Origin of the sequence: Micromonospora pattaloongensis, from assembly GCF_900107255.1 — a bacterium.
In the GTDB taxonomy this organism is placed as follows: domain Bacteria; phylum Actinomycetota; class Actinomycetes; order Mycobacteriales; family Micromonosporaceae; genus Micromonospora_I; species Micromonospora_I pattaloongensis.
Window position 1 is genome coordinate 34235 of record NZ_FNPH01000008.1, and the last position, 21274, is coordinate 55508.

At 72.3% G+C, this 21274-nt stretch carries 15 protein-coding genes; 4 read left to right on the forward strand and 11 right to left on the reverse strand.

Going from position 1 to position 21274, the window contains the following annotated elements; translation table 11 throughout:
• Positions 1–104: 104 nt before the first annotated feature.
• From BLW47_RS18905 to BLW47_RS18930, 6 genes are all read right to left on the reverse strand, one after another.
• Positions 105–1112, reverse strand: coding sequence for a sugar phosphate isomerase/epimerase family protein (locus tag BLW47_RS18905; protein WP_091559464.1), 1008 nt, complete (start codon positions 1110–1112; stop codon positions 105–107).
• Positions 1113–1885: 773 nt separating this feature from the next.
• Positions 1886–3607, reverse strand: a complete 1722-nt coding sequence (locus BLW47_RS18910) for a ThuA domain-containing protein (protein ID WP_091559467.1) — start codon at positions 3605–3607, stop codon at positions 1886–1888.
• A gap of 75 nt (positions 3608–3682) precedes the next feature.
• A complete protein-coding gene (locus BLW47_RS18915) occupies positions 3683–6523 on the reverse strand; it encodes a PQQ-dependent sugar dehydrogenase (RefSeq protein ID WP_091559470.1) in 2841 nt (946 codons plus the stop codon).
• Positions 6524–6779: 256 nt separating this feature from the next.
• Complete coding sequence (locus tag BLW47_RS18920; protein WP_175543710.1) at positions 6780–7721, reverse strand: sulfotransferase family protein; 942 nt, start codon at positions 7719–7721, stop codon at positions 6780–6782.
• Positions 7722–7723: 2 nt separating this feature from the next.
• Positions 7724–8683 carry a sulfotransferase family protein gene (locus BLW47_RS18925; RefSeq protein WP_091559477.1) on the reverse strand — a complete coding sequence of 320 codons (960 nt, stop codon included), beginning with the start codon at positions 8681–8683 and terminating at the stop codon, positions 7724–7726.
• The gene (locus BLW47_RS18930; protein WP_091559483.1) at positions 8680–9909 is read right to left on the reverse strand and encodes a glycosyltransferase; all 1230 of its coding nucleotides are present in this window, start codon (positions 9907–9909) and stop codon (positions 8680–8682) included. The genes BLW47_RS18925 and BLW47_RS18930 overlap by 4 nt, the downstream gene beginning before the upstream one ends.
• Before the next feature lie 215 nt (positions 9910–10124).
• On the opposite strand from BLW47_RS18930, the gene BLW47_RS18935 reads away from it, so the two are divergent.
• The 4 genes from BLW47_RS18935 to BLW47_RS18950 all read left to right on the forward strand — a co-directional run bounded on the left by BLW47_RS18935 (position 10125) and on the right by BLW47_RS18950 (position 15317).
• A complete protein-coding gene (locus BLW47_RS18935) occupies positions 10125–11069 on the forward strand; it encodes a sulfotransferase family protein (RefSeq protein ID WP_091559485.1) in 945 nt (314 codons plus the stop codon).
• The gene (locus BLW47_RS18940) at positions 11066–11842 is read left to right on the forward strand and encodes a sulfotransferase family protein (protein ID WP_091559488.1); all 777 of its coding nucleotides are present in this window, start codon (positions 11066–11068) and stop codon (positions 11840–11842) included. Before BLW47_RS18935 ends, BLW47_RS18940 begins: the two co-directional genes overlap by 4 nt.
• A complete protein-coding gene (locus BLW47_RS18945; protein WP_091559491.1) occupies positions 11839–13308 on the forward strand; it encodes a hypothetical protein in 1470 nt (489 codons plus the stop codon). The genes BLW47_RS18940 and BLW47_RS18945 overlap by 4 nt, the downstream gene beginning before the upstream one ends.
• Positions 13309–13421: 113 nt before the next feature.
• On the forward strand, positions 13422–15317 hold the full coding sequence (locus tag BLW47_RS18950) for a Xaa-Pro dipeptidyl-peptidase (protein ID WP_091559817.1): 1896 nt from the start codon (positions 13422–13424) through the stop codon (positions 15315–15317).
• A 99-nt stretch (positions 15318–15416) separates the two neighbouring features.
• Here BLW47_RS18950 and glpK read toward each other — a convergent pair whose 3' ends face one another.
• The 5 genes from glpK to BLW47_RS18970 all read right to left on the reverse strand — a co-directional run bounded on the left by glpK (position 15417) and on the right by BLW47_RS18970 (position 21257).
• Entirely contained in the window at positions 15417–16937 is a 1521-nt protein-coding gene (glpK, locus tag BLW47_RS18955; protein ID WP_091559495.1) for a glycerol kinase GlpK, read from the reverse strand.
• 29 nt (positions 16938–16966) lie between these two features.
• On the reverse strand, positions 16967–17812 hold the full coding sequence (locus tag BLW47_RS18960) for an MIP/aquaporin family protein (RefSeq protein WP_091559498.1): 846 nt from the start codon (positions 17810–17812) through the stop codon (positions 16967–16969).
• 281 nt (positions 17813–18093) lie between these two features.
• Complete coding sequence (locus tag BLW47_RS24850) at positions 18094–18681, reverse strand: TlpA family protein disulfide reductase (protein WP_139307369.1); 588 nt, start codon at positions 18679–18681, stop codon at positions 18094–18096.
• Positions 18678–19133 carry a hypothetical protein gene (locus BLW47_RS24855; RefSeq protein ID WP_139307370.1) on the reverse strand — a complete coding sequence of 152 codons (456 nt, stop codon included), beginning with the start codon at positions 19131–19133 and terminating at the stop codon, positions 18678–18680. The genes BLW47_RS24850 and BLW47_RS24855 overlap by 4 nt, the downstream gene beginning before the upstream one ends.
• A 78-nt stretch (positions 19134–19211) precedes the next feature.
• Positions 19212–21257 (reverse strand): M6 family metalloprotease domain-containing protein, encoded by a 2046-nt coding sequence (locus BLW47_RS18970; RefSeq protein ID WP_091559505.1) that lies wholly within the window; start codon positions 21255–21257, stop codon positions 19212–19214.
• Positions 21258–21274: the final 17 nt, after the last annotated feature.

Consider the following 21274-nt stretch of genomic DNA (forward strand, 5'->3'; position numbering starts at 1 on the left):
GGCGGTGGGTGGGGATCCGGTCCCGGTCCCCACCCACCGCGGCTCCGCACAGCGAAGCGCCCGCGACGCCGGCTCGGCGTCGCGGGCGCTTCGTCGTACTGCGGTTACTCCTTGCTGCTGAACGCGGCGTCGAACGCGGCCGACGGGGCGTCGAAGGCGAGCCGCCGGACGAACTGCAGCGCCTCGGGCGCGCCGACGAGCCGGTCCATGCCGGCGTCCTCCCACTCGACCGAGATCGGGCCGTCGTACCCGATCGCGTTGAGCGCCCGGAAGCAGTCCTCCCACGGCACGTCGCCATGGCCGGTGGAGACGAAGTCCCAGCCGCGGCGCAGGTCCGCCCAGGGCAGGTGCGACGAGAGCCGGCCGCGCCGGCCGTCGCCGGTGCGCACCTTCGCGTCCTTGCAGTCGACGTGGTAGATCCGGTCGGCGAAGTCGAAGATGAAGTTGACCGGGTCCAGCTCCTGCCAGACGAAGTGCGACGGGTCCCAGTTCAGGCCGAACGCGGGCCGGTGGCCGATCGCCTCCAGCGTCCGCTTGGTGGTCCAGTAGTCGTAGGCGATCTCGCTCGGGTGCACCTCGTGCGCGAACCGCACGCCGACCTCGTCGAAGACGTCGAGGATCGGGTTCCAGCGCTTCGCGAAGTCCTCGTACCCCTTCTCGATCATCGACGGCGGCACCGGCGGGAACATCGCCACGGTGTGCCAGATCGACGACCCGGTGAAGCCGACGACGGTCTTCACCCCGAGCCTCGCGGCGGCGCGGGCAGTGTTCTTGATTTCCTCGGCCGCCCGCTGCCGGACGCCCTCGGGCTCGCCGTCACCCCAGATCCGCGCCGGCAGGATGTCCTGGTGCCGCTCGTCGATCGGGTGGTCGCAGACGGCCTGCCCGACCAGGTGATTCGAGATCGCGAAGACCTGCAGGTTGTACTTGGCGAGCGTCTCGCGCTTGCGCTCGATGTACGAGTCGTCCGCGAGCGCCTTGTCGACCTCGAAGTGGTCGCCCCAGCAGGCGATCTCCAGGCCGTCGTAGCCCCACTCGGAGGCCAGCCGGCACATCTCCTCGAACGGAAGGTCGGCCCACTGGCCGGTGAAGAGCGTGATGGGTCGCGCCATGATGTGCTTCTCCCCTGTCGGTTACCCGGGATTCGCTACGGACGCCGCGCGTGCGGCGTCCGCTGGACAGGCGCGAGGGTGACCGGTCCATGGCCGGTAATGCGCGTGGCGACCCGGATCCGAGGACAGCGCGTGCGCACGGCATCCACGCCGGGTGGGTTGCGCCTCCCACCCGGAACGCCGACCCGGTTCCGGGACTACCACCGCCCACCTTAGGTCCCGGCGCGCGGATGCGGAAGAGCGCGCACCGGCGCGCCCACCGGACCGCCGAGCGATGACCCACGGTGACGGCCGGCGGGGTCGGGGCGATGCGTCCGCGCTCCTTTGCTCTGCTTACTGAGACGAAGCACGGCCTGAGCTGGGCAGTCGCGAAGCGACGGTCGGAGCCGCGCGCACGCGGCGGTCACGGTAAGTGACGGCTCCAGCGACCGCGGCCGCGACGGCGACGGCGACGGCGACGGCGACGGCGACGGCGACGGCGACGGCGACGGCGACGGCGAGAATCGGATCAGGTGCGCGCCGACCGGGGTGTTTCCCATGGGTAAGCAGAGCAAAGGCGCGCGGGGAGGCATCGTCGCCGGTCCGGGACGCGCCGCGCGAGTCGGGACGCGCCGCGGCGGCCGCGCGGGCCGGGACGCGCCGGATGGCCGCGCGGACCGGGACGCGCCGGATGGCCGGCACCGTGGGAGAGTGCCGACCATCCGGCCGCTCAGCGCCCCGGCCGAGCTCGGGGCACGGTCGCGATCCGCCCGATCAACGCGGCGTGGACGCGATCAGGGCAGGGTCCACTTCTGGTTGGCGGCGCCGGTGCAGCTCCACAGGTGCACCACCGTGCCGTCGGCCGAGTTGTTGCCCGACACGTCCAGGCACTTGCCCGACTGCGCGTTACGCAGCGTGCCGTCCGCCTGCGCCGCCCAGTTCTGCGCGCCGGTGCCGTTGCAACTCCACAGCTGGATCTTCGTGCCGTCCGCGCTGCCCCCACCCGACACGTCCAGGCACTTGCCCAGCGCCCTGACCGGACCACCGCCCGACGTCACCGTCCAGGTCTGCGCCCCGCTGCCGTTGCAGGTGTAGATCTGGATCTGCGTGCCGTCCGCCGTCGCCGCGTTCCGCACGTCCAGACACTTCCCGGCCAGGCCCCGGATCGGCCCGGTGCCACCGGTCGGCGGCGGCTGCGTACCCCCGAGCTCCTTGATCCGGATGTTGCGGAACGAGACGTCGTCGCCGGTGCCGTGGTTCTGGATCCCGATGTGGCCGGCGAGCGACCGTACCGGGTCGGTGTTGGTGAAGTCGTTGATCTTCACGCCGTTGAGGAACACCTGCAGCCGCTCGCCCTCGACGAGCAGCTCGTAGGTGTTCCACTCCCCCGGCGGGTTCAGCGCGGCGTCGCGGGCGGCGATGTCGGCCGACTTGAACGTGTAGACCGCGCCGGTGGTGCGGTCTACCGCGTCGGTGGCGTCGATCTGGATCTCGTACCCGTTGTTCACCGCCGACCACGGGTCGCTCGACGGCGGGAAGCCGATGAAGACGCCGGAGTTGTCGTCGCCGGGCATCCGCCAGTCCAGCTTGAGCGAGTAGTTGGTGAACTGCTTCGCGCTGTACCAGAACAGGCCCATGCCGCCGACCGAGGTGAGGGTGGCGTCGGAGTTGCTGAAGCTGCCCGGCCCGGCCTGCGACCAGCCGCTCGTCGAGCCGTTGTAGAGCGTGGTGTAGCCGGTCTCGGGACGGCAGTCGGCCTTGGCGCGGCCGGCGGCGTAGCGGATGCCGCCGAGCAGGTGCGACCGGAACGCCGGCTCGGCGTAGGACGCCTGGGTGTGGCCGCCGCCGGTGTAGAAGGCGCGGCCGCCGACGTACGCCTTGCACCAGGCGTGCGGATGGTCGGCGCCCATGCCGCCGCCGGAGTACGACGACTCGTCGAGGGTGGCGAGCACCCGCGCCGTGGACCGGGCGTTGGTCTGGTAGTTGTACCACTCGTCGGTGCGGGTCCAGGTCTGCGGCAGGTGGGCGGTGGCCGGGTGCGCCCGGTTCTCCACCTTGACGTTCGCCTGCTGGATCGCGGGGTGCGAGGCGAAGTACGCGCCGACCAGGTTGCCGTAGAAGGACCAGCCGTACTCGGTGTCCGCGGCCGAGTGCACCCCGACGTAGCCGCCGCCGGCCCGGATGTACGACTCGAACGCCGCCTCCTGGGTCGGGTTGAGCACGTCGCCGGTGGTGTTGAGGAAGACGACCGCCTCGTACCGGCTCAGGTTGGCGGTGGTGAACGTCGCCGCGTCCTCGGTGGCGGTCACGGTGAAGCTGTTGGCGGCCCCGAGCTCGCGGATCGCCTGGGTGCCCACGGCGATCGAGTCGTGCCGGAACCCGGCGGTCTTGGAGAAGACCAGCACGTCGTACGGGGCGTCGGCCGCGGCCGCGGGACCGGCGGCAGTGGTGCAGGCGAGGATGGCGAACGTGGCGGTGGCCATCCCCAGGACGGATCTGCTGAGTTGTCGTCTCATCTCGATCTCTCCCGTGAGGGGGTGCGGAAGGGCCCCTTCCCTACAGCGTCGACCAGGAGGGGCCCCTCCGCTCGGTTAAGGCAGGGTCCACTTCTGGTTGGCGGCGCCGGTGCAGCTCCACAGGTGCACCACCGTGCCGTCGGCCGAGTTGTTGCCCGACACGTCCAGGCACTTGCCCGACTGCGCGTTACGCAGCGTGCCGTCCGCCTGCGCCGCCCAGTTCTGCGCGCCGGTGCCGTTGCAACTCCACAGCTGGATCTTCGTGCCGTCCGCGCTGCCCCCACCCGAGACATCCAGGCACTTGCCCAGCGCCCTGACCGGACCACCGCCCGACGTCACCGTCCAGGTCTGCGCCCCGCTGCCGTTGCAGGTGTAGATCTGGATCTGCGTGCCGTCCGCCGTCGCCGCGTTCCGCACGTCCAGACACTTCCCGGCCAGGCCCCGGATCGGCCCGGTGCCACCGGTCGGCGGCGGCGTGGTCCCGCCGGTGGTGAACGTGAACGCGTCGACGTCGTAAAGAGCGCCGGTGCCGCTGCCCGCGAAGGTGAGGTAGAGGGTCGTGGTCCCGGCGGGAGCGCCGCTGATCGCGCCGGAGACCGTGGTGAAGATGTCCCAGCCGCCGGTCACCGGCACGGTGGCCGAGCCGAGCACGGTCCCGGTCGGGGAACCGGCCCGTACCTGCAGGGTGCCGCCGGCGCCGCCGGAGGAGACCCGGGCCGAGAACGACGTGACGTTGCCGAGCCGGTACGGCTCGAACGCGATCCAGTCGCCGTTGTTGATGTCGCCGACGGTCTTGCCGCCCTCGGCGGTGCCCTTGTCGAAGGTGCCGACACCGGACATGGTCTTGAAGTGCTCGGCCTGCCGGTGCTTGGGCTGCAGCGTCTGCTGGGTGTGCGTGGTCAGCCCGCCGTTGTCGGTGTACTCGGCGTCGAAGACGGCGAAGATGTTCGCCGCGTCGTCGTGCTCACCGTCGACCGGGATGGTGATCGAGCCGGAGCAGCCGGTCTTCGAGGTGATCGCGTGGCCGTGGCTGTCGTGCCCGAGGACGTACGTCATCTTGACCCGGGCGCAGTCGATCGCGCCGTCCTCCGGGTCGGTGACCGTGATCTGGTAGGGCACGGTGTCGCCGAAGGCGAAGAGCTGACCGTTGCCGGGCGCCGAGACCGTGACCGTCGGCGCGGAGTTGCCGACCGCGATCACGACGCTGGAGCTGCCGGTGGCGCCGGCCGGGTCGCGCACGGTCAGGGTCGCCGTGTACGTGCCGTTGGCGTTGTACGTCTTCGTGGGGTTGGCGGCGGTGGAGGTGGTGCCGTCGCCGAAGTTCCACGCGTACGTGAGCGCCCCGCCCTCCGGGTCCGACGAGCCGGCCGAGGAGAAGGTGACGGTCAGCGGCGCGGGGCCGGAGGTGCGGTTGGCGCTGGCGACCGCGATCGGCGCGCGGTTACCGCCGCCGATGTACTCGAAGCGGTAGAGCGCCGAGTTGGCGTCGCCGTTGAAGTAGCCGGTGCCGTAGTCGAGCACGTAGTACGCGCCGTCCGGGCCGAACGCCGAGTCCATCACCTGCTTGCCGACCCACGGGAAGCTCTCGATCGCGCCACGCGTGCCGTCGCTGTTGACGTGGATCGGCTTGATCCAGCCGCGGCCGAACTCGGTGGCGAAGAACTGTCCGTCGAAGCCCTGCGGGAACTTCACCGGCGAGTTGAGCGCGGCGTTGTAGCGGTAGACCGGGCCGGCCATCGGCGACTCGGAGCCGCCGCCGAACTCCGACGGTGAGCCGGCGTCGCCCGCGTACCGGATCCAGGCGGGGCGGGCCGGTGGCAGCGTGCCCTGGCCGGTGTTGCGGAACGAGTTGTTCGTCGGGCCGCCGGTGCAGTTGTACTTCGCGGCCGACGGGCCGGACGGGAAGGTGTACTCGTTGTACGTCTCGCTGGAGGTGTTGGTGCCCGTGCAGTACGGCCAGCCGTAGTTGCCGGGCGAGGTGATCCGGTTGAACTCCACCTGGCCGCTGGGGCCGCGGTTCGGATCGGTGGTGCCGGCGTCGGGGCCGTAGTCGCCGACGTAGACGGCGCCGGTGCCCCTGTCGACGCTCATTCGGAACGGGTTGCGGAAGCCCATCGCGTAGATCTCGGGGCGGGTGTTGGGGGTGCCCGGGGCGAACAGGTTCCCGCTCGGGACGGAGTACGACCCGTTGGCGTTGACCTTGATGCGCAGGATCTTGCCGCGCAGGTCGTTGGTGTTGCCGGCGCTGCGCTGGGCGTCGTACGCGGGGTTGCGGTCGGTGCGCTCGTCGAGCGGCGCGTAGCCGGCGGAGTCGAACGGGTTGGTGTCGTCGCCGGTCGACAGGTAGAGGTTGCCGGCGGCGTCGAAGTCGATGTCGCCGCCGACGTGGCAGCACATGCCGCGGTCGGCGGGCACGTCGAGGACGGTGACCTGGCTGCCCATGTTCAGGGTGAAGTCGGCGTTGAGGGTGAACCGGGCGAGCCGGTTCACGCCCTGCCAGGTCGCCCAGTTGCCGCCCGACGCCGGCGCGTCGCCGGCAGGGGTGGACAGCGGCGGGGCGTAGTAGAGGTAGATCTGCCGGTTGGAGGCGAAGTTGGGGTCGACGCCGACGCCCTGCAACCCCTCCTCGTCGTGGCTGTAGACCGACAGCGTGCCGATCACCGACGTCGTGCCGTTGACGTCGGTGCGCCGTACCGTGCCGTTGCGGGCGGTGTGCAGCACCGAGCGGTCCGGCAGGATCGCCAGCGACATCGGCTCGCCCACCTCGGCCACCCCCTTCGCGAGGGTGACCTGCTGGAAGTCGGCGGCGTTGATGGTATGGGCCGCGGCCGGCGGTGTCCCCGCCAGTGCGGTGATGGCCGACGTAGCGACGAGCACCAGTGCGGCGCCCGCGGTCCGTCCACGTGATATGGACATGGCTGTGCATCCCTTTCCTGACTGCGGTGGGGTCAGGCAGGGCGCGCGCCGCCGCGCCAGTTGCCGTGACGGGACAGCGGCCCGGCGGGGTGCCACGACCGCCAGGACGCCGGAGGCGGTGGCGCGGTGTCGACTCCGTGCCGCCGTCCACATACGACGATTGCCGCGCCATCGGCACCGCCGCAACAACTCGGAAGTTGTGAACGACAGACTAATAGATTCGCCTAGATGCGTCTATGTATTCGGTGGAGCGCTCTCAGCTTTCGCCCGACCGACCAAAAGTCTCCGCCGCCGGGTAGCCCCACGCCGCCAACGGCTCGGCCAGCACCCGCTCGACGGCGGCCAGCTGCGCCGGGCTCAGCTCGTCCCGGTAGGCCGCCCCGCGCCCGGCGTGGAACGTGTACCGGCCGAACCCCTTCTCGAACGCCGGCGACCAGTCCAGCCCGAGGAAGTCGAGCATCCGGCGCAGTTCCTCCCGCGGGGCCGCGATCAGGTCCTCGTAGCGCACGTCCAGCCACTGCCCCGCCGGGTGCACCGCGCGCGCCTCGGCGAAGGCCGCCATCAGCATCTTCCAGCCGAGCGCGGCGAGCACCGGGAACGACCGCCCCGACGACTCCCACTCCGCGCGCAGCGCCGGCGGCAGCGGCCCGTACAACCACGCGTCCGGGCCACGCCACCCGTCCCACCAGCCCATCTGCAGCCAGGAGTTGGCCACCGCCCGGCCGTCCCGCACCACGTTGATCACCCGGAGCTCGGGGTACGCGGCGCCCAGGAAGCCGGTGCGCGGCCACCCGGTCACGTGTTGCAGCAGCACCCGGCAGCCCTGCCGCTCGATCCGACCGTCGAAGAAGCCACGCAGCCGCCGGGCGACGTACGGGGTGAGGTCGTCGGCGAGCAGATCCCGGCACGGCCGGGAGTAACCGCCCATCACGTGCCGGTCGAGCAGCTCGTACGCCTCCGACGGCGCGACCCGCAGCCGTCCGCGCTCCAACAGCCGGCGGCTGTGCTTCAGCGAGGTCATCCCGGCGGGGCGGGGCGCCGAACGCCGGTAGAGCGCGCCGTTGAACCGCCCGGCGAGGTTGAGCCGGGACAGCTTGTCGTCCAGGCCCGACACGAAGCCGACCCCGGGGTGCCGGGAGAGCAGCTCCTGCACCAGCGTCGAGCCGCACCGCCCGGTGCCGACCACCACAGACAACACGGTTACTCCTCCTCGGGACGCGCTGCGCGGCCGACCGGATGGGGTGCGCGGCGGACCGGATAGCCGAAGCGGCGCAGCAGCGGCGCCGTCAGCGCGGTCACGACGGCGTACGCCCGGCGGGAGAGCGCGCGCCGCCACTCGGCGTCGTCGGTGATCGCCACCGCGCCGACGCGGTGCCGGGACGGATTGCCGGCGACCGAATGGGTGGGGGCCAGCCGGACCGTCCCGGCCGCGGTGAACGGCAGCGCCGCCGGGGCGAGCCCGGCGAACCGCGCGATCCGCCGCGTCGTCTCCGCGGGCGCGGCAACGAAGTCCTCGTACCGGACCCGCAGGTAGCGGTCGGGGCGCCCGGCCCAGAGCCGCAGCGTCGCGCCGTTCCAGACCAGCCAGAGCAGCGCCGCCTTCCACACCGGCGGCCGGCTCATCAGCCGGTCGTCGTCGGTGCCGTCCAGGCCGCGCCGCCGCCGCCAGGAGAACGCGGTGGCGCGGGGGTCGCGGACCACGTGCAGCACCCGCAGCTCGACGCCGGGCAGCGCGCCGAGCAACGCCCCGTACGGCGGCAGCTTCGACGAGTCGACGATGACCGGGCCGGCGTGCCGGGCGACGGCCGCGTAGAGCGCGGCGATGGCGTCGTCGTCGGGGTGGGGCGCGACCGGGCGGGCGCCGGCGCGGTGCCGGCGCAGCAGACCGGGCAGGCCCCGCATCCGCAGCCGGCCGCGCAGCCCGGCGGCGATCCGCGCCGGGTCCACGCCGAACAGCTCGGCGACGACCGCGCTCCACAGCGGGCACTCGGCGAACGGCGCGCCGCAGCCGCACGGCCGGTTCTCCATCATCCCCCGCTGCCACAGGTAGCGCAGCTCCCCCGCCGCGAAGACGCCGTCGAGCTGACCGAGGACGGTCGTGATGAGCGTGCTCCCGCTGCGTCCGCTGCCGGCCAGGTAGAGCACCCGGACCGGCGTCATCGCGGCGCCCCGGCGAGCGCGTACAGCTCGCGCAACCCCGCCAGGTGCGCCCCCGGCGTGAAGTCCCGCTCCACCTTGGCCCGGGCGGCGCGCCCCAGCTCGTACGCCCGGCCGGGCGCGGCGACCAGCCGGGCCAGCGCCGCGCCGAGCGCGGCCGGGTCGTCGGCGGGCACGATCTCGCCGTCGACCCCGGGCGTGATCAGCTCCGGCAGCCCGCCCAGGTCGGTGCCGACCACCGGCACCCCGCACCCGAACGCCTCCAGCACCGCCATCGGCTGGTTCTCGTGCCACCGCGACGGCACCGCCACCACCGCCGCCGAGCGGACCAGCTCGTGCAGGCGGGGCTTGTCCAGCCGCCCGTGGAACCGGATCCGGCCCGGCGCGCGGCGCGACGCGCGCTCCTCCAGCGCGGCCCGCGCCGGGCCGTCGCCGGCGACGTCGACCGGCACCCCGGCCGGCAGCGCGGCGACCGCGTCGATCAGCGTGTCGACGCCCTTCTCCGGCGCGAGCCGGCCGGCGTAGACCACGCCGCCGCCGGGCGCCACCTTCACCGGCAGCGCCGCGACGTCGGCGAAGTGCGGCAGCACGTGCATCCGGTCGGGGAACACCCCCGCCCGGCGCATCACGCCGGCCAGGAACCGGCTCGGGCTGACGAACGCGGCCACGCCGTCGTAGGCCCGCAGCGTCCGGTGCAGCCACGACTCGATCGCGAGCAGCGCGCTCGCGCCCAGCCCGCCCTTGCAGCCCCGGCGCACCGCCATCAGCGGGCCGCCGGTGACGCAGGCGTCGCAGACCGCGCCCCGGTCCAGCAGCTGGTAGCTCGGGCAGGCGAGCTTGTAGTCGTGCAACGTCAGCACGCACGGCACCCCGGCGGCGCGCGCCGCGGCCAGCACCGACGGCGAGAGCTGGTGGTAGACGTTGTGCAGGTGCACCACGTCGGGGCGGAAGTCGGCGAGCACCGCGGCCAGCCCGCGCCGGCTCTGCGGCGACCAGATCATGCGCCCGGCGGCCGCGGCGCGCGGCCGCAGACCGCGCGGCGGCGGGTCCAGCTCCACATACGAGGGAAAATGCTCCGCGTACGGCAGCGGTGACTCGTTCTGAGGATGCGTCATCCCGAAGTACGCCACCTCGTCGCCGGCCGCCCGTTGCAGCCCCGCGAGGTCCAGCAGGTATCCCTCCGCCCCGCCGCGGCGGTAGAGGAACTTGTTCACATGGAGGACGCGCATCGGTGATGCACGCTATGCACCGTTCGGCCGGTCAGTCCAGATCATGATCGCCATCTGCCTGAACGGGTGATCTTCGTGTGCCCGTCCGGCCAGCCGCGCTGGCCAGGCGCCATCCTCTGTGTATAGCCTGGCTGCGCCGAGTGACCTGCCAATCCGGCCGGCCCCGTCGCGGGCCCGGCCGCCCCGCGGGCCGGCGGCGCGAGCAAGGAGGAGCAGTGGTCCACGACGACGACCCCTCCGCCCTCGTGTACACGGCCCGCCGGATCGCCCGGCACGTGCGCTGGGCGCGCACCGAGGGGATCGGCCGGCTGATCGAGGAGGACCGGCTCAACCCGGTCGAGCGGGTCGCCACGGCGCTGGCCAAGCGGCGCTGGCGACGCCGGCACGGCGGCCCGCCCGGCGCGGCCCGCCCGGTCTACCTCGTCGGACTGCAGCGCTCCGGCACGAACATGCTGGTGCGCGGCCTGGACGCCGCTCCCGAGTTCGAGGTGCGCAACGAGAACGACGGCGCGGTCTTCCACCGCTTCCAACTGCGCTCCGACGCGCGGCTGACCGAGGTGATAGGCCGGAGCCGGCACGCGTACGTGCTGGTCAAGCCGCTCTGCGAGACGCACCGGGTGGACGAGCTGCTCGCGCTGCCCGGCGCGCGGCCCGGCCGGGCGTTGTGGAGCTGGCGCGACGTCGACGACCGGGCCCGTTCCGAGGTCGCCAAGTTCGGCGACGCCAACCTGCGGGCGCTGCGCGCGATCGCCGACGGCACCATCGGGGCGCGGTGGCAGGGCCAGCGCCTCGACCCGGCCACCGTCGAGGTGATCCGCGACCTCGACCCGGAGCGGATGGATCCGCACACCGCCGCCGCGCTGTTCTGGTGGGTCCGCAACGGGCTCTACTTCCGGCTCGGCCTGCACGAGCGCGACGACGTGCTGCTCTGCTCGTACGACGCGCTGGTGGCTGATCCGGAGGCGCAGACCCGTCGGCTCTGCGCGTTCCTGGACTTCCCCTACCACCCGCGGCTGCACGCCCACATCACCCGCCGCACCCCGCGCCGCGATCCGCTGGACATCGACGGGCGGGTGCGCGCCCGCTGCGACGAGCTGACCGCGCGGCTGGCGGCGGCCGCGTCCCGCCCGGCATCCCCGATCGAGAAGGTGGCCCCGTGACCGAACCCGCCACGGCGGCGCCGATCTTTCTGGTCGGCTGTCAGCGCTCCGGCACCACGATGCTGCGGCTGGTGCTGGACTCGCATTCCCGGATCAGCTGCGGACCGGAGACGCGCTTCCTCACCGACCTGGAGCGGATCGTCGGCCGGGACTGGGAGCGGCTCGCCCGCTTCGGCTTCCCGCAGGAGTACTGGCTGGGCCGCATCGCCGACTTCTTCGGCGGCATCCACGCCGACTACGCGGCCACCCGGGGGAAGACCCGGTGGGCCGACAAGACCCCGCTGTACGCCATGTCGCTGGGCTTCGTCACCCGGGTCTTCCCGGACGCGCAGATCGTGCACGTGATCCGCGACGGCCGCGACGTGGTGGTCTCGCACCGCAAGCGCTTCGGCTACTGGTCGGCGGTCAAGTGCGTGGTGAAGTGGCCGCGCTACATCCGCACGGCGCGGGCGGTCGGGCGCACACTGCCGGCCGACCGCTACTACGAGCTGCGTTACGAGGACACCGTGACGGATCCGGAGAAGGCGATGCGTGGCCTGTTCGAGTTCCTCGGCGAGCCCTGGGAAGAGGGCATCCTCGACTACGACGACAAGCAGCACGACGTGGCCCGCAAGTACAGCGTGGAGGCCGAGAAGCGCCGCGCGGCGGCGAAGACCGACGCCCCGATCTACGGCTCCCGGGTCGGCAGCTACCGCCGCGAGCTCGACCCGTTCCTCCGGATCCTGGTGCGGGTCTTCTCCGGCCGGATGCTGCGTGAGCTGGGGTACCGGTGAGGGGCGCGACCCGGATCCGGGCGGCGCTGCTCGCCGCGGTCACGGCGGCCACCGTCGCGCTGGCCGGCTGCACGGGCGACGAGAAGCTGCCGGCCCGCTCCGACCCGTCGACCGCCGCCCCGGCGGAGACCGGCGCGGCCCCGTCGCTGACCGCCGGCGGGGGCACCGCCAACCCGTTCGGCGCGCACTGGGACTGGTCGCGCTACCAGCAGTTCACCCCCTACCTGCGCAAGCTGGCCGGCTCGGCGACGTACCACGAGCTGAGCTGGTGCGACATCGAGCGGACCAAGGGCCGGCCGAACTGGTCGTCGGTGGACCAGGTGGCGGCGCGCAGCCGGGACCTGGGCATCACGCTCAGCCTGAAGATCCGGATCGGGGTCTGCTGGGCCACCGGCGGCGCCCCCGCGTACACCCGCGGCCAGGCGAACAAGACCGAGTCGGCGATGCCCCGCGACATGGGCGCCTACCGGGCGTTCGTGCGGACGCTGGTGCAGCGCTACGCCGGCTACGGCGTGCGGCAGTACGCGATCGAGAACGAGGTGAACGCGCCGCAGTACTGGGCCGGCAGCCCCGACGACTACGTCCGGCTGGTCCGAGCGGCCGCCGAGGCGATCCACGCCGCGGACCCCCGGGCGCAGGTCGTCGACTCCGGCATCAGCAGCGTGGCGTACGGATTCGGGGTCGTCGACCGGCTGCTGCGGGCGGGTCGCGGCGCCGAGGCGGTGGCCGCGTACAAGGCGTACTTCGCGCGGCGGATCGGCACGCGGGGACAGAAGATCCCGGCGGTGAACACGGTCGCCCAGCTCCGCACCGCGCTCGGCAACGAGACCAACGCCCGCAACCTCGCGTTCCTCGCCGCCACCGAACGGCTGCTCGACGACAAGGTGGTCCAGCTCCGGCAGCTGCACTTCTACGAGCACTTCAGCGCCGTGCCGGCGCTGCTGGAGTACCTGCGCGCCCAGACGCCGGCCGGGGTGCCGGTGGAGGCGTGGGAGGTCGGCCAGTTCTGGCGCGACGGCGACGGGGACGCGGCCAGCCGGGCCGGCGAAATGGTCAAGGTGATGGCGCAGCTCGTCGCGGGCGGCGTACGCCAGGCGATGTGGCTGCCGTTGGCGTACAACCCGGCCAACCGCGCCGGCAGCGAGGTCCGGTACGGCCTGCTGGAGCCGGACGGCCGGGAGCGGGCCGCCGGCCGGATGCTCGCCAGTCTGGTCGTGGCGGCGCGCGGCGCGACCGTCACCCCGGTGGCGGACAGGGGCCTGGTCGGCGTCGCGTTCACCCGCGACGGCACCTCGACGCTGGCGGTCTGGTCCGTCTCCGGCGCGCCGGTCACCCTGCGCGGCGGGTCCGGGCTGCGCGCCGCCCCCGCCGGCGAATCGCTGAAGGCCACCGCCACCGTCACGATCTCCGACACCCCGGTGCTCCTCACCGGCTCCGGCGACCCGTCCCAGCTGCTCCGCCGCTGAAAGCCGACCGCCCCTGTGTCGAACGGGAGGTGCGGAAGTTCCGACAGGTGGCGGAAGGCGCGGCGGGAGCCGGTCCCTAGCCTGAGCGCATCCCCCGAGCTCGAGGAGTGTGCATGGCACGCATCGGCAGATTACGGAGCGCCGGACTGGCGCTGCTCTCGGTCGCCGCGGTCGTCGGCGCCGGCGTCGCGACGACCCCCGCGTACGCCGCCGACACCGCCAATTCGATCGTCATCGCCGACGGCGTGACGCAGCCCGTCTTCGGCTACGCCGACGCCGTCCGCGAGCGGATCTTCGTCGAGTCCCCGGTGGACACCGACAGCGACGGCCTGCGGGACGTGGTGGCCTTCGACATCATGCGGCCGAAGGCCACGGAGGACGGGCTGAAGGTTCCCGTGGTGATGGACGCCAGCCCCTACTACTCCACCGTGTGCCGCGGCAACGAGACCGAGTGCAAGGCCGACCTCGACGGCGACGGCCTGCTCGACAAGTGGCCCCTCTTCTACGACAACTACTTCGTGCCGCGCGGCTACGCGGTGATCCTGCTCGACATGATCGGCACGAACAACTCGACCGGCTGTCCGACGACCGGCGGCAGCAGCGACAACATCGGCGCCAAGATGGCGATCAACTGGCTCAACGGCCGCGCGGTGGGCCGCGACGCGGCGGGCCGGACCGTCAGGGCCGACTGGCACAACGGCCGGACCGGGATGATCGGCAAGTCGTACGACGGCGCGCAGGCGATGGCCACCGCGGTCACCGGCGTCGACGGACTCACCACGATCGTGCCGATCGGCGGCGTCGCGGAGTGGTACGACTACACCCGCAGCAACGGGGTGGTCACCCGTGGCAACAGCTACCCGTCGTCGCTCGCCAACACCGTCACCAACCCGGCGCGCCGCGACTACTGCAAGCCGGTCCGCGACGCACTGGCCGCCGCCGACGGCGACGAGACGGGCGACTACACCGCGTTCTGGAACGAACGCAGCTACGTCAACAAGGCCGGCAAGGTCAAGGCCAGCGTATTCATGGTCCACGGCATCAACGACAACAACGTCAAGCCGGACAACATGAGCAAGTTCTGGAACGCGATCGCCGCGCACGACGTGCCGCGCAAGATGTGGCTGACGCAGACCGGGCACGTCGACCCGTTCGACTTCCGGCGCGCGGAGTGGGTCCGCACGCTGCACCGCTGGTTCGACTTCTGGCTGCACGGCGTGCCGAACGGCATCATGGACGAGCCGCGCGTCGACATCGAACGCGCCGCGGACGTGTGGGAGACGCACGCGGACTGGCCGCTCCCCGGCGCCGCCGCGACCGACGTCTTCCTCAAGACCGGCGAGAACGCGGGTTCGCTCGGGCTGGTGCCGCTGGCCCGACCCGCCACCGCGAAGTTCCAGGACACCCCGAGCCAGAGCCAGACCACGATGGTCACCAACCCCACCACGGTGAGCGCGAACCGGCTGGCGTTCCTGTCCGCGCCGCTGAGCGCGCCGCTGCACATCTCCGGCACGCCGACCGTACGGCTGCGCGCCTCGGCCGACCAGACGGACACGAACTTCGGCGTGATCCTGGTCGACTACGGCCGCGCCGAGCGGGTCGCGCACAACGTCAGCGGTGAGGGCATCACGACGCTCACCACCGAGGACTGCTGGGGCGAGAGCAGCCCCACCGACGACGGCTGCTACAAGCAGACCCAGAAGCGGGTGCAGACCGCCGACTACGAGGTCGTCACCAAGGGCGTGCTGGACGCGCTCAACCGCACGTCGGTGCGGACGGCCGAGCCGCTGGTGCCCGGGCAGACGTACAACTTCGACTTCCCGCTTCTGCCCGAGGACTACGTCTTCCAGGCCGGGCACCAGATCGGCGTGATCGTGGTCGGCAGCTACTCGGGCTACTCCAGCCAGGTCGACCAGACCCGCGCCAGCATCGAGATCGCGCTCAAGAGCAGCAAGATCGTCCTGCCGGTGGTCGGCGGCACCGCCGCCGCGCACGCCGCCGGGCTGTAGCACGGACGATGGTGGCCGGGGCGCGCTGCGCGCCCCGGCCATCGCCGTCCCGGTGGACGCCGGCCGGACGGTCGGGCGTCCGGCCGGCGCCCCGCCGGCTCAGCCGTCGACGTCGACCCAGTCGAGCGTCCGCTGCACCGCCTTCTTCCACTTCGCGTACCCCTCGGCGCGCCGCTCCTCCGACCAGGTCGGCTGCCAGCGCTCGGCTTCGTTCCAGTTGGCCCGCAGCTCGTCGGGGGACTTCCAGAAGCCGACCGCGAGCCCGGCCGCGTACGCCGCGCCGAGCGCGGTGGTCTCGGCGCAGACCGGGCGGCTCACCGGCACGCCGAGAATGTCGGCCTGCAGCTGCATGCAGAGCCGGTTCGCGGTCACCCCGCCGTCCACCTTGAGCACGTCGAGCGTGACCCCGGAGTCCTGCGCCATCGCCTCGGTGACGTCGCGGCTCTGGTAGCAGATCGACTCCAGCGTCGCCCGCGCCAGGTGGGCGTTGGTGTTGTAGCGGGACAGCCCGACGATCGCGCCGCGGGCGTCGGAGCGCCAGTACGGGGCGAACAGCCCGGAGAACGCGGGAACGAAGTAGACGCCGCCGTTGTCGTCCACCTGCGCGGCCAGCGACTCGCTCTGCGCGGCGCCGCTGATGATGCCGAGCTGGTCGCGCAGCCACTGCACCGCCGACCCGGTGACCGCGATCGAACCCTCCAGGGCGTAGACCGCGGGTTCGGCGCCGAACTGGTAGCAGACGGTGGTGAGCAGCCCGGACCGCGACCGCACGATGTCGGTGCCGGTGTTGAGCAGCATGAAGTTGCCGGTGCCGTAGGTGTTCTTGGCCTCGCCCGGTGAGAAGCAGACCTGGCCGACCGTGGCCGCCTGCTGGTCGCCGAGGATCGCGGTGAGCGGCACCTCCCCGCCGAACGGCCCGGTCCGCAGCGTCGCGCCGTAGCGGTCCGGGTCGGACGAGGGGCGGATCTCGGGCAACATCGCCCGGGGGATGCCGAAGAACGACAACAGCTCGTCGTCCCAGTCGAGCGTCTCCAGGTTCATCAGCATGGTCCGGCTGGCGTTGGTCACGTCGGTGACGTGCGCGCCGCCGTCGACCCCGCCGGTGAGGTTCCACATCAGCCAGCTGTCGGTGTTGCCGAAGATCGCATCGCCCCGCTCGGCGGCCTCCCGGACACCGTCGACGTTCTCCAGGATCCATTGGATCTTCCCGCCGGAGAAGTACGTCGCCGGCGGCAGCCCGGCCTTGGTCCGGATGACGTCGCCGCGCCCGTCCCGGTCCAGCTGCGCCGCGATGTGATCGGTGCGGGTGTCCTGCCAGACGATCGCGTTGTAGTACGGGCGACCGGTGCGGCGGTTCCACACCACCGTGGTCTCCCGCTGGTTGGTGATGCCCACCGCGGCGAGATGGCCCGCGTCGAGGCCGAGCGCGTTCATCGCGGTGCGCACCACGGAGGTGGTGCGTTCCCAGATCTCCACCGGGTTGTGCTCCACCCAACCCGCCCTCGGCAGGATCTGCTCGTGTTCGAGCTGATGGCGGCCCACCTCGGTGCCGCCGTGGTCGAAGATCATGAAGCGCGTGCTGGTCGTGCCCTGGTCTATCGCGCCGACGTAGTCAGCCATCGGGGGTCTCCTCTCGCAAACGGTCGCCGTCAGAGCTTGGCCGGCTCGTTCTCGGCGCGGGTGGGCAGGCGGCCCGGTTCTCCGGCGGCGTCCGGGGCGCCCTCGGGTGGCAGGAAACGGCCGATCAGCAGGTGGTAGAGGCCGGCGCCGATCAAGCCGCCGACGAGCGGTCCCACGATCGGCACCCAGAAGTAGAGGTCGCCGTACTGGTCGCGGAAGGCGGTGTCGTAGCCGGTCAGGAACGACGCCAGCCGGGGGCCGAAATCGCGGGCAGGGTTGATCGCGTAGCCGGCGTTGGTGCCCCAGGCCATCCCGATCGCCACCACGAGCAGTCCGATCACGACCGGCGCGAGGTTCGCGGCGGGCGGCGAGTTGCGCAGGTCGGTGAGGGCGAGGATGACGAAGAGCAGGATCGCCGTGCCGATCAACTGGTCGCGCAGCCCGCCCCACTGCCCCACCGGCAGCTCGCCGTTGCCGGGCAGGGTCGAGAACACGCCCTGGGTCTTGATGGTGTGGCCGGGGTCCGCCCTGGACAGCACCTCGGTGTAGTTCCAGCGCACGATCAGCGCGGCCACGAACGCGCCGGCCGTCTGCGCCAGGCTGTACGGCAACACCTTGCGCCAAGCGAAGCCCTTGAACACGGCGAGTGCGAGGGTCACCGCCGGGTTGAGGTGGGCGCCGCTGATCCGGCCGGCGACGTAGACGCCGAGCGTCACGCCGAGCCCCCAGGCCCAGGCGATGCTGTCGTGGTCGCCGATGCCGCCGGCGACCACTTGGGCCACCACCCCCACTCCGAAGAGGATGAGGACCATCGTGCCGGCGAACTCGGCCGCGAGTTCACCGGGGAGTCCGCGGAGTCTGACGCGCTGAGCCATGCTGCCTCCTGGTGCCGTGGTGTGACGTGGGCGGGGTGTCCTTTCCGAACGTGACGGCCGGGTTACGGACGTCGCAGGTGGCGCAACGGTAGGAAACGGGGGATCGACCGTCAACCCTCATGGCACACGTACGTGACGCCGGTCAGCGGCGTATGAACGATCGAGCGATATACCTGTGGGGCATAAAAATGCCGCACAGGTATATCGCTCGGCGGGTGAGGTGGTCGGCGGCCGCGGGCGGGATCGGGCGGCGCGCCACGGCCGCACGGCGAGCCGGGCGGTCAGGGGGCCAGCGCGAGGGCGCGCAGCTGCGCGTCGAGGGTGGCGGCGTCGACACCGCCGGGCCAGCCGCGCAGCAGCCGGCCGCCGCGGCTGATCAGCACCACGCCGGGCGGCTCGCGCATCGCGTACGACCGCCAGACCGTCATCGACCCGTCGATCACGACCGGATGCTCGACGCCGTGCTCGCGCAGGTATCCGTCGAGCGCGGCGGGCTCGTCCTCACCGGCGACACCGACGAAGACCACCCGGTCCCGGTAGCGCCGCGCCAGGTCGGCCAGCGCGCGCTGGCGGTCGGCGCAGGTGGTGCACCAGGAGCTGACGAAGAGCAGCACGACGGGGCGGTCGGCCCAGAGCGTCGCCGCCGCGACTCCGGTGCCGTCGGTGAGCGTCGCGGTGAAGGACGGCGCGGCCGGGGCGGTGGCCGGCGGCGGCCGGAGCGCGAGGTCCGCGGGGGGCGGGCCGGGCAGCGTCTGCGCCCCGCCGGCCGGCGGGCGGGCGTCCGGCTCGCGGGCGGGCGACGAGCACGCGCCGAGCGCGAGCGCCGCGACCAGCAGCGCCGGCAGCAGTCCGCGCAGCCGGCCCGTCACGGGATCACCGCCACCAGCGAGGGTCCCTCCGGGTTCTCCCGGTCGGTGGTCAACTCGATCGGCGGGCGGCCGTCGATGACGAGGCGGTAGCCGCCGCGCTCGGGGACGGAGACCGGGATGGCGAAAGCACAGTAGGTCGGGATCCGCTCGACCTCGAGGTCCTCCTCGAACGCCGGCACCGCGGTGCCGGCCGGCAGCTCCCCGCGGTGCAGCACCGCGCCGTCGCGGTCGGTCACCTGGTACGGGGCGGAGCGGTGCACGTAGAGGTAGGCGCCGCTGCCGGCGCAGTCGACACCGGCGGGGCGGATGTTGATGTCCCGGACGAGCAGCCGGACGGTCATCGGCGAACCGGCCGGCGCGTCCGCGCCGCAGCCCGCGCCGAACGCGCCGACGCAGGCGAGGCCGGCGAGGAGGCCGGCGACCCGCCGGGATCCCGGCGACGCTGCAGTCATGGTTCGCTCCTACGACGAGCGGTCGGACCCCCGCCGGGATCGGCGTTCCCGGCGGAGGCCCGACCCGTTCTCAGCGGGTCACTTCTCGACCCGGCACTGCCTGGTGACCGTCTTGCTCGGGTCGCTCTCCGAGGTGGCGGTGAGCTTCACGAAGCCCGTCGCCGCCGCGTCGGCGCTGGCGCCGACCGACACCTTGACCGTCGTCGACTTGCCGAACTTCGCCGTGGCGAGCGCGTTGGGCAGCTCCACCCGCCAGCCCCTGCCGGCGACCTCCGCGGAGAGCCGGTAGACGTCGGACTTGAGGTAGGCGTTGACGTTCTCCGGGTGGGCCTGGCCGCCGGCCGAGTAGGCGCCGGTATTGGTCAGCGGGAACGAGCAGGTCACACCCCGGTTGGTCGGCTTGCCGCCGCTGGTGACCTCGCCCTTGCCGAGCGCGACGCCGTGGGTGCTCGGGCCGCCGTCACCGTCCAGCGAGCGGACCGCGACGGTGTACGACAGCACGCCGTCGGCGTCCCGCTTCAGGTCCAGCACGTAGAAGTGCAGCCGGTTGGCCTCGTCGACGTACTCGTACTCGCTGCCAGAGCGGGCGCCGGCATGGAAGAGCGCGTCCGACAGCTGCCGGTAGTCGCCCATCGTGATCTTCTGCGGCGTGCCGTCCGGCCGGTAGAAGTCGATCATGTCGATGTCCTGCGGGTTGGCGTCGACCACCCACTGGAACGGCGCGCTGTCCACGTTCTTCGTCTTGCTCAGCAACACGCCGGAGTCCGGCGTGAACGAGTCCGCGCCCATCCGGTCCACGACCTCGACGGTGTAGTTGTTGAAGTTGCCGCCGTCGCAGAGCGGGTCGGTGGCGGTGTTGCAGGCCGCCGAGAGGTCCTTGTTCATCGCGACGTTCAGGCCGGTCAGCCCGGTCGGCCCGGCGTCCACGGCCCGCGCGGTCACCTCGGCGACCACCAGGCCCGAGGAGGAGAGCGCCTCGCGGGAGAGCCGCAGCACGTTCTTCTCGTCGACCAGACCGATCTTCATCTTGTCCCGCAGCGTGTGCAGCGAGCCCATCGAGCCGCCGTTGACCGGCGGGATCTGCCACCGCGTGTGCGGGCCGCCGGGCCCGTTGAACGAGCCGCGCGACATCATGCTCCAGATGCCGGTGTACGCGCGGCGCAGCGGCGTGCCGTACGGGTTGTTGTAGTTGTCGCCGATGCTCAGCAGGTGGCTCAGCTCGTGGGCGTAGACGCCCATCCCGGAGCTCTCCCCCTGCGTCGACGAGCCGCCGCCCGCGTTCGGCCAGAGCGTCGCCGCCGCCTTCCAGGAGGTCCACTCGACGTACCGGGTCTTCGCCCAGTTCGGCAGGTTCGGGTCCGGCGGACCCCAGGCGTCCGGCACGTCCTCCTTGTTCTGGAAGATCATCTGCCCGAACTCCTGCCAGGTCGACGACTCGTCCTGGCCCGCGGAGAGGATGAAGACCAGCTCGTACTGGCTGGCCACCTCCTCGCCGACCGCCGCGCGCCAGGCCCCGAGCCCGTCGGTGCGGATGTTCTTCGCGCAGGTCTCGCCGGTCGGGCAGGCGCCGGGGTTGAACCCGTTGTCGATGCCGTACTGGTAGGACTTGGCCGGCATCGTGTACGGGCCGAAGCCGGTCAGATCGACGCCGTAGCGGCCGTTCGAGTCCTCCATCCAGTACTCGTGCAGGGTGTGCCCGCGGTTCAGCGCGTTCGGGGTGTTCAGGAAGTCGCGGTAGAACGTCGCGACCTGGTCGCGCGGGATGTTCGCCGCGGTCGCCTGCGGGTTGCCGAAGACGGTGGAGCGGGCCCGCTGGGTGACGACGAACGGCTGGTCCGGGTAGTCGAGCGTGACCAGCGCGATTCTGAAGTTCCGGTTGGAGCCCTTGACGGACGGGTCGGCCCAGTTCGTGTTCGGCACCGGGCGGTAATCGTTCCAGGTCATGGCGTCGGGGTTCTGCCAGTTCTGCGGATCGAGCGCCTGGAACGGTGCGCTCCCGCCGGCCGGGTTGGCCGGCGCGGCGTACGCGGGCGCGGCCGCGCCGGAGACGACGACCGCGGCCGTGACCGCGGCGGCCAGCGCGGACCGTCGAAGACGCGACCGCTTGGCGATGACAAGGTGCATGGAGTCACCTCTCGTTG

Coding starts and splice junctions, on each gene's coding strand:
- BLW47_RS18905 (WP_091559464.1), bottom strand. CDS start 1,112: ATGGCGCGACCCATCACGCTCTTCACCGGCCAGTGGGCCGACCTTCCG.
- BLW47_RS18910 (WP_091559467.1), bottom strand. CDS start 3,607: ATGAGACGACAACTCAGCAGATCCGTCCTGGGGATGGCCACCGCCACG.
- BLW47_RS18915 (WP_091559470.1), bottom strand. CDS start 6,523: ATGTCCATATCACGTGGACGGACCGCGGGCGCCGCACTGGTGCTCGTC.
- BLW47_RS18925 (WP_091559477.1), bottom strand. CDS start 8,683: ATGACGCCGGTCCGGGTGCTCTACCTGGCCGGCAGCGGACGCAGCGGG.
- BLW47_RS18930 (WP_091559483.1), bottom strand. CDS start 9,909: ATGCGCGTCCTCCATGTGAACAAGTTCCTCTACCGCCGCGGCGGGGCG.
- BLW47_RS18950 (WP_091559817.1), top strand. CDS start 13,422: ATGGCACGCATCGGCAGATTACGGAGCGCCGGACTGGCGCTGCTCTCG.
- glpK (WP_091559495.1), bottom strand. CDS start 16,937: ATGGCTGACTACGTCGGCGCGATAGACCAGGGCACGACCAGCACGCGC.
- BLW47_RS18960 (WP_091559498.1), bottom strand. CDS start 17,812: ATGGCTCAGCGCGTCAGACTCCGCGGACTCCCCGGTGAACTCGCGGCC.
- BLW47_RS24855 (WP_139307370.1), bottom strand. CDS start 19,133: ATGACTGCAGCGTCGCCGGGATCCCGGCGGGTCGCCGGCCTCCTCGCC.
- BLW47_RS18970 (WP_091559505.1), bottom strand. CDS start 21,257: ATGCACCTTGTCATCGCCAAGCGGTCGCGTCTTCGACGGTCCGCGCTG.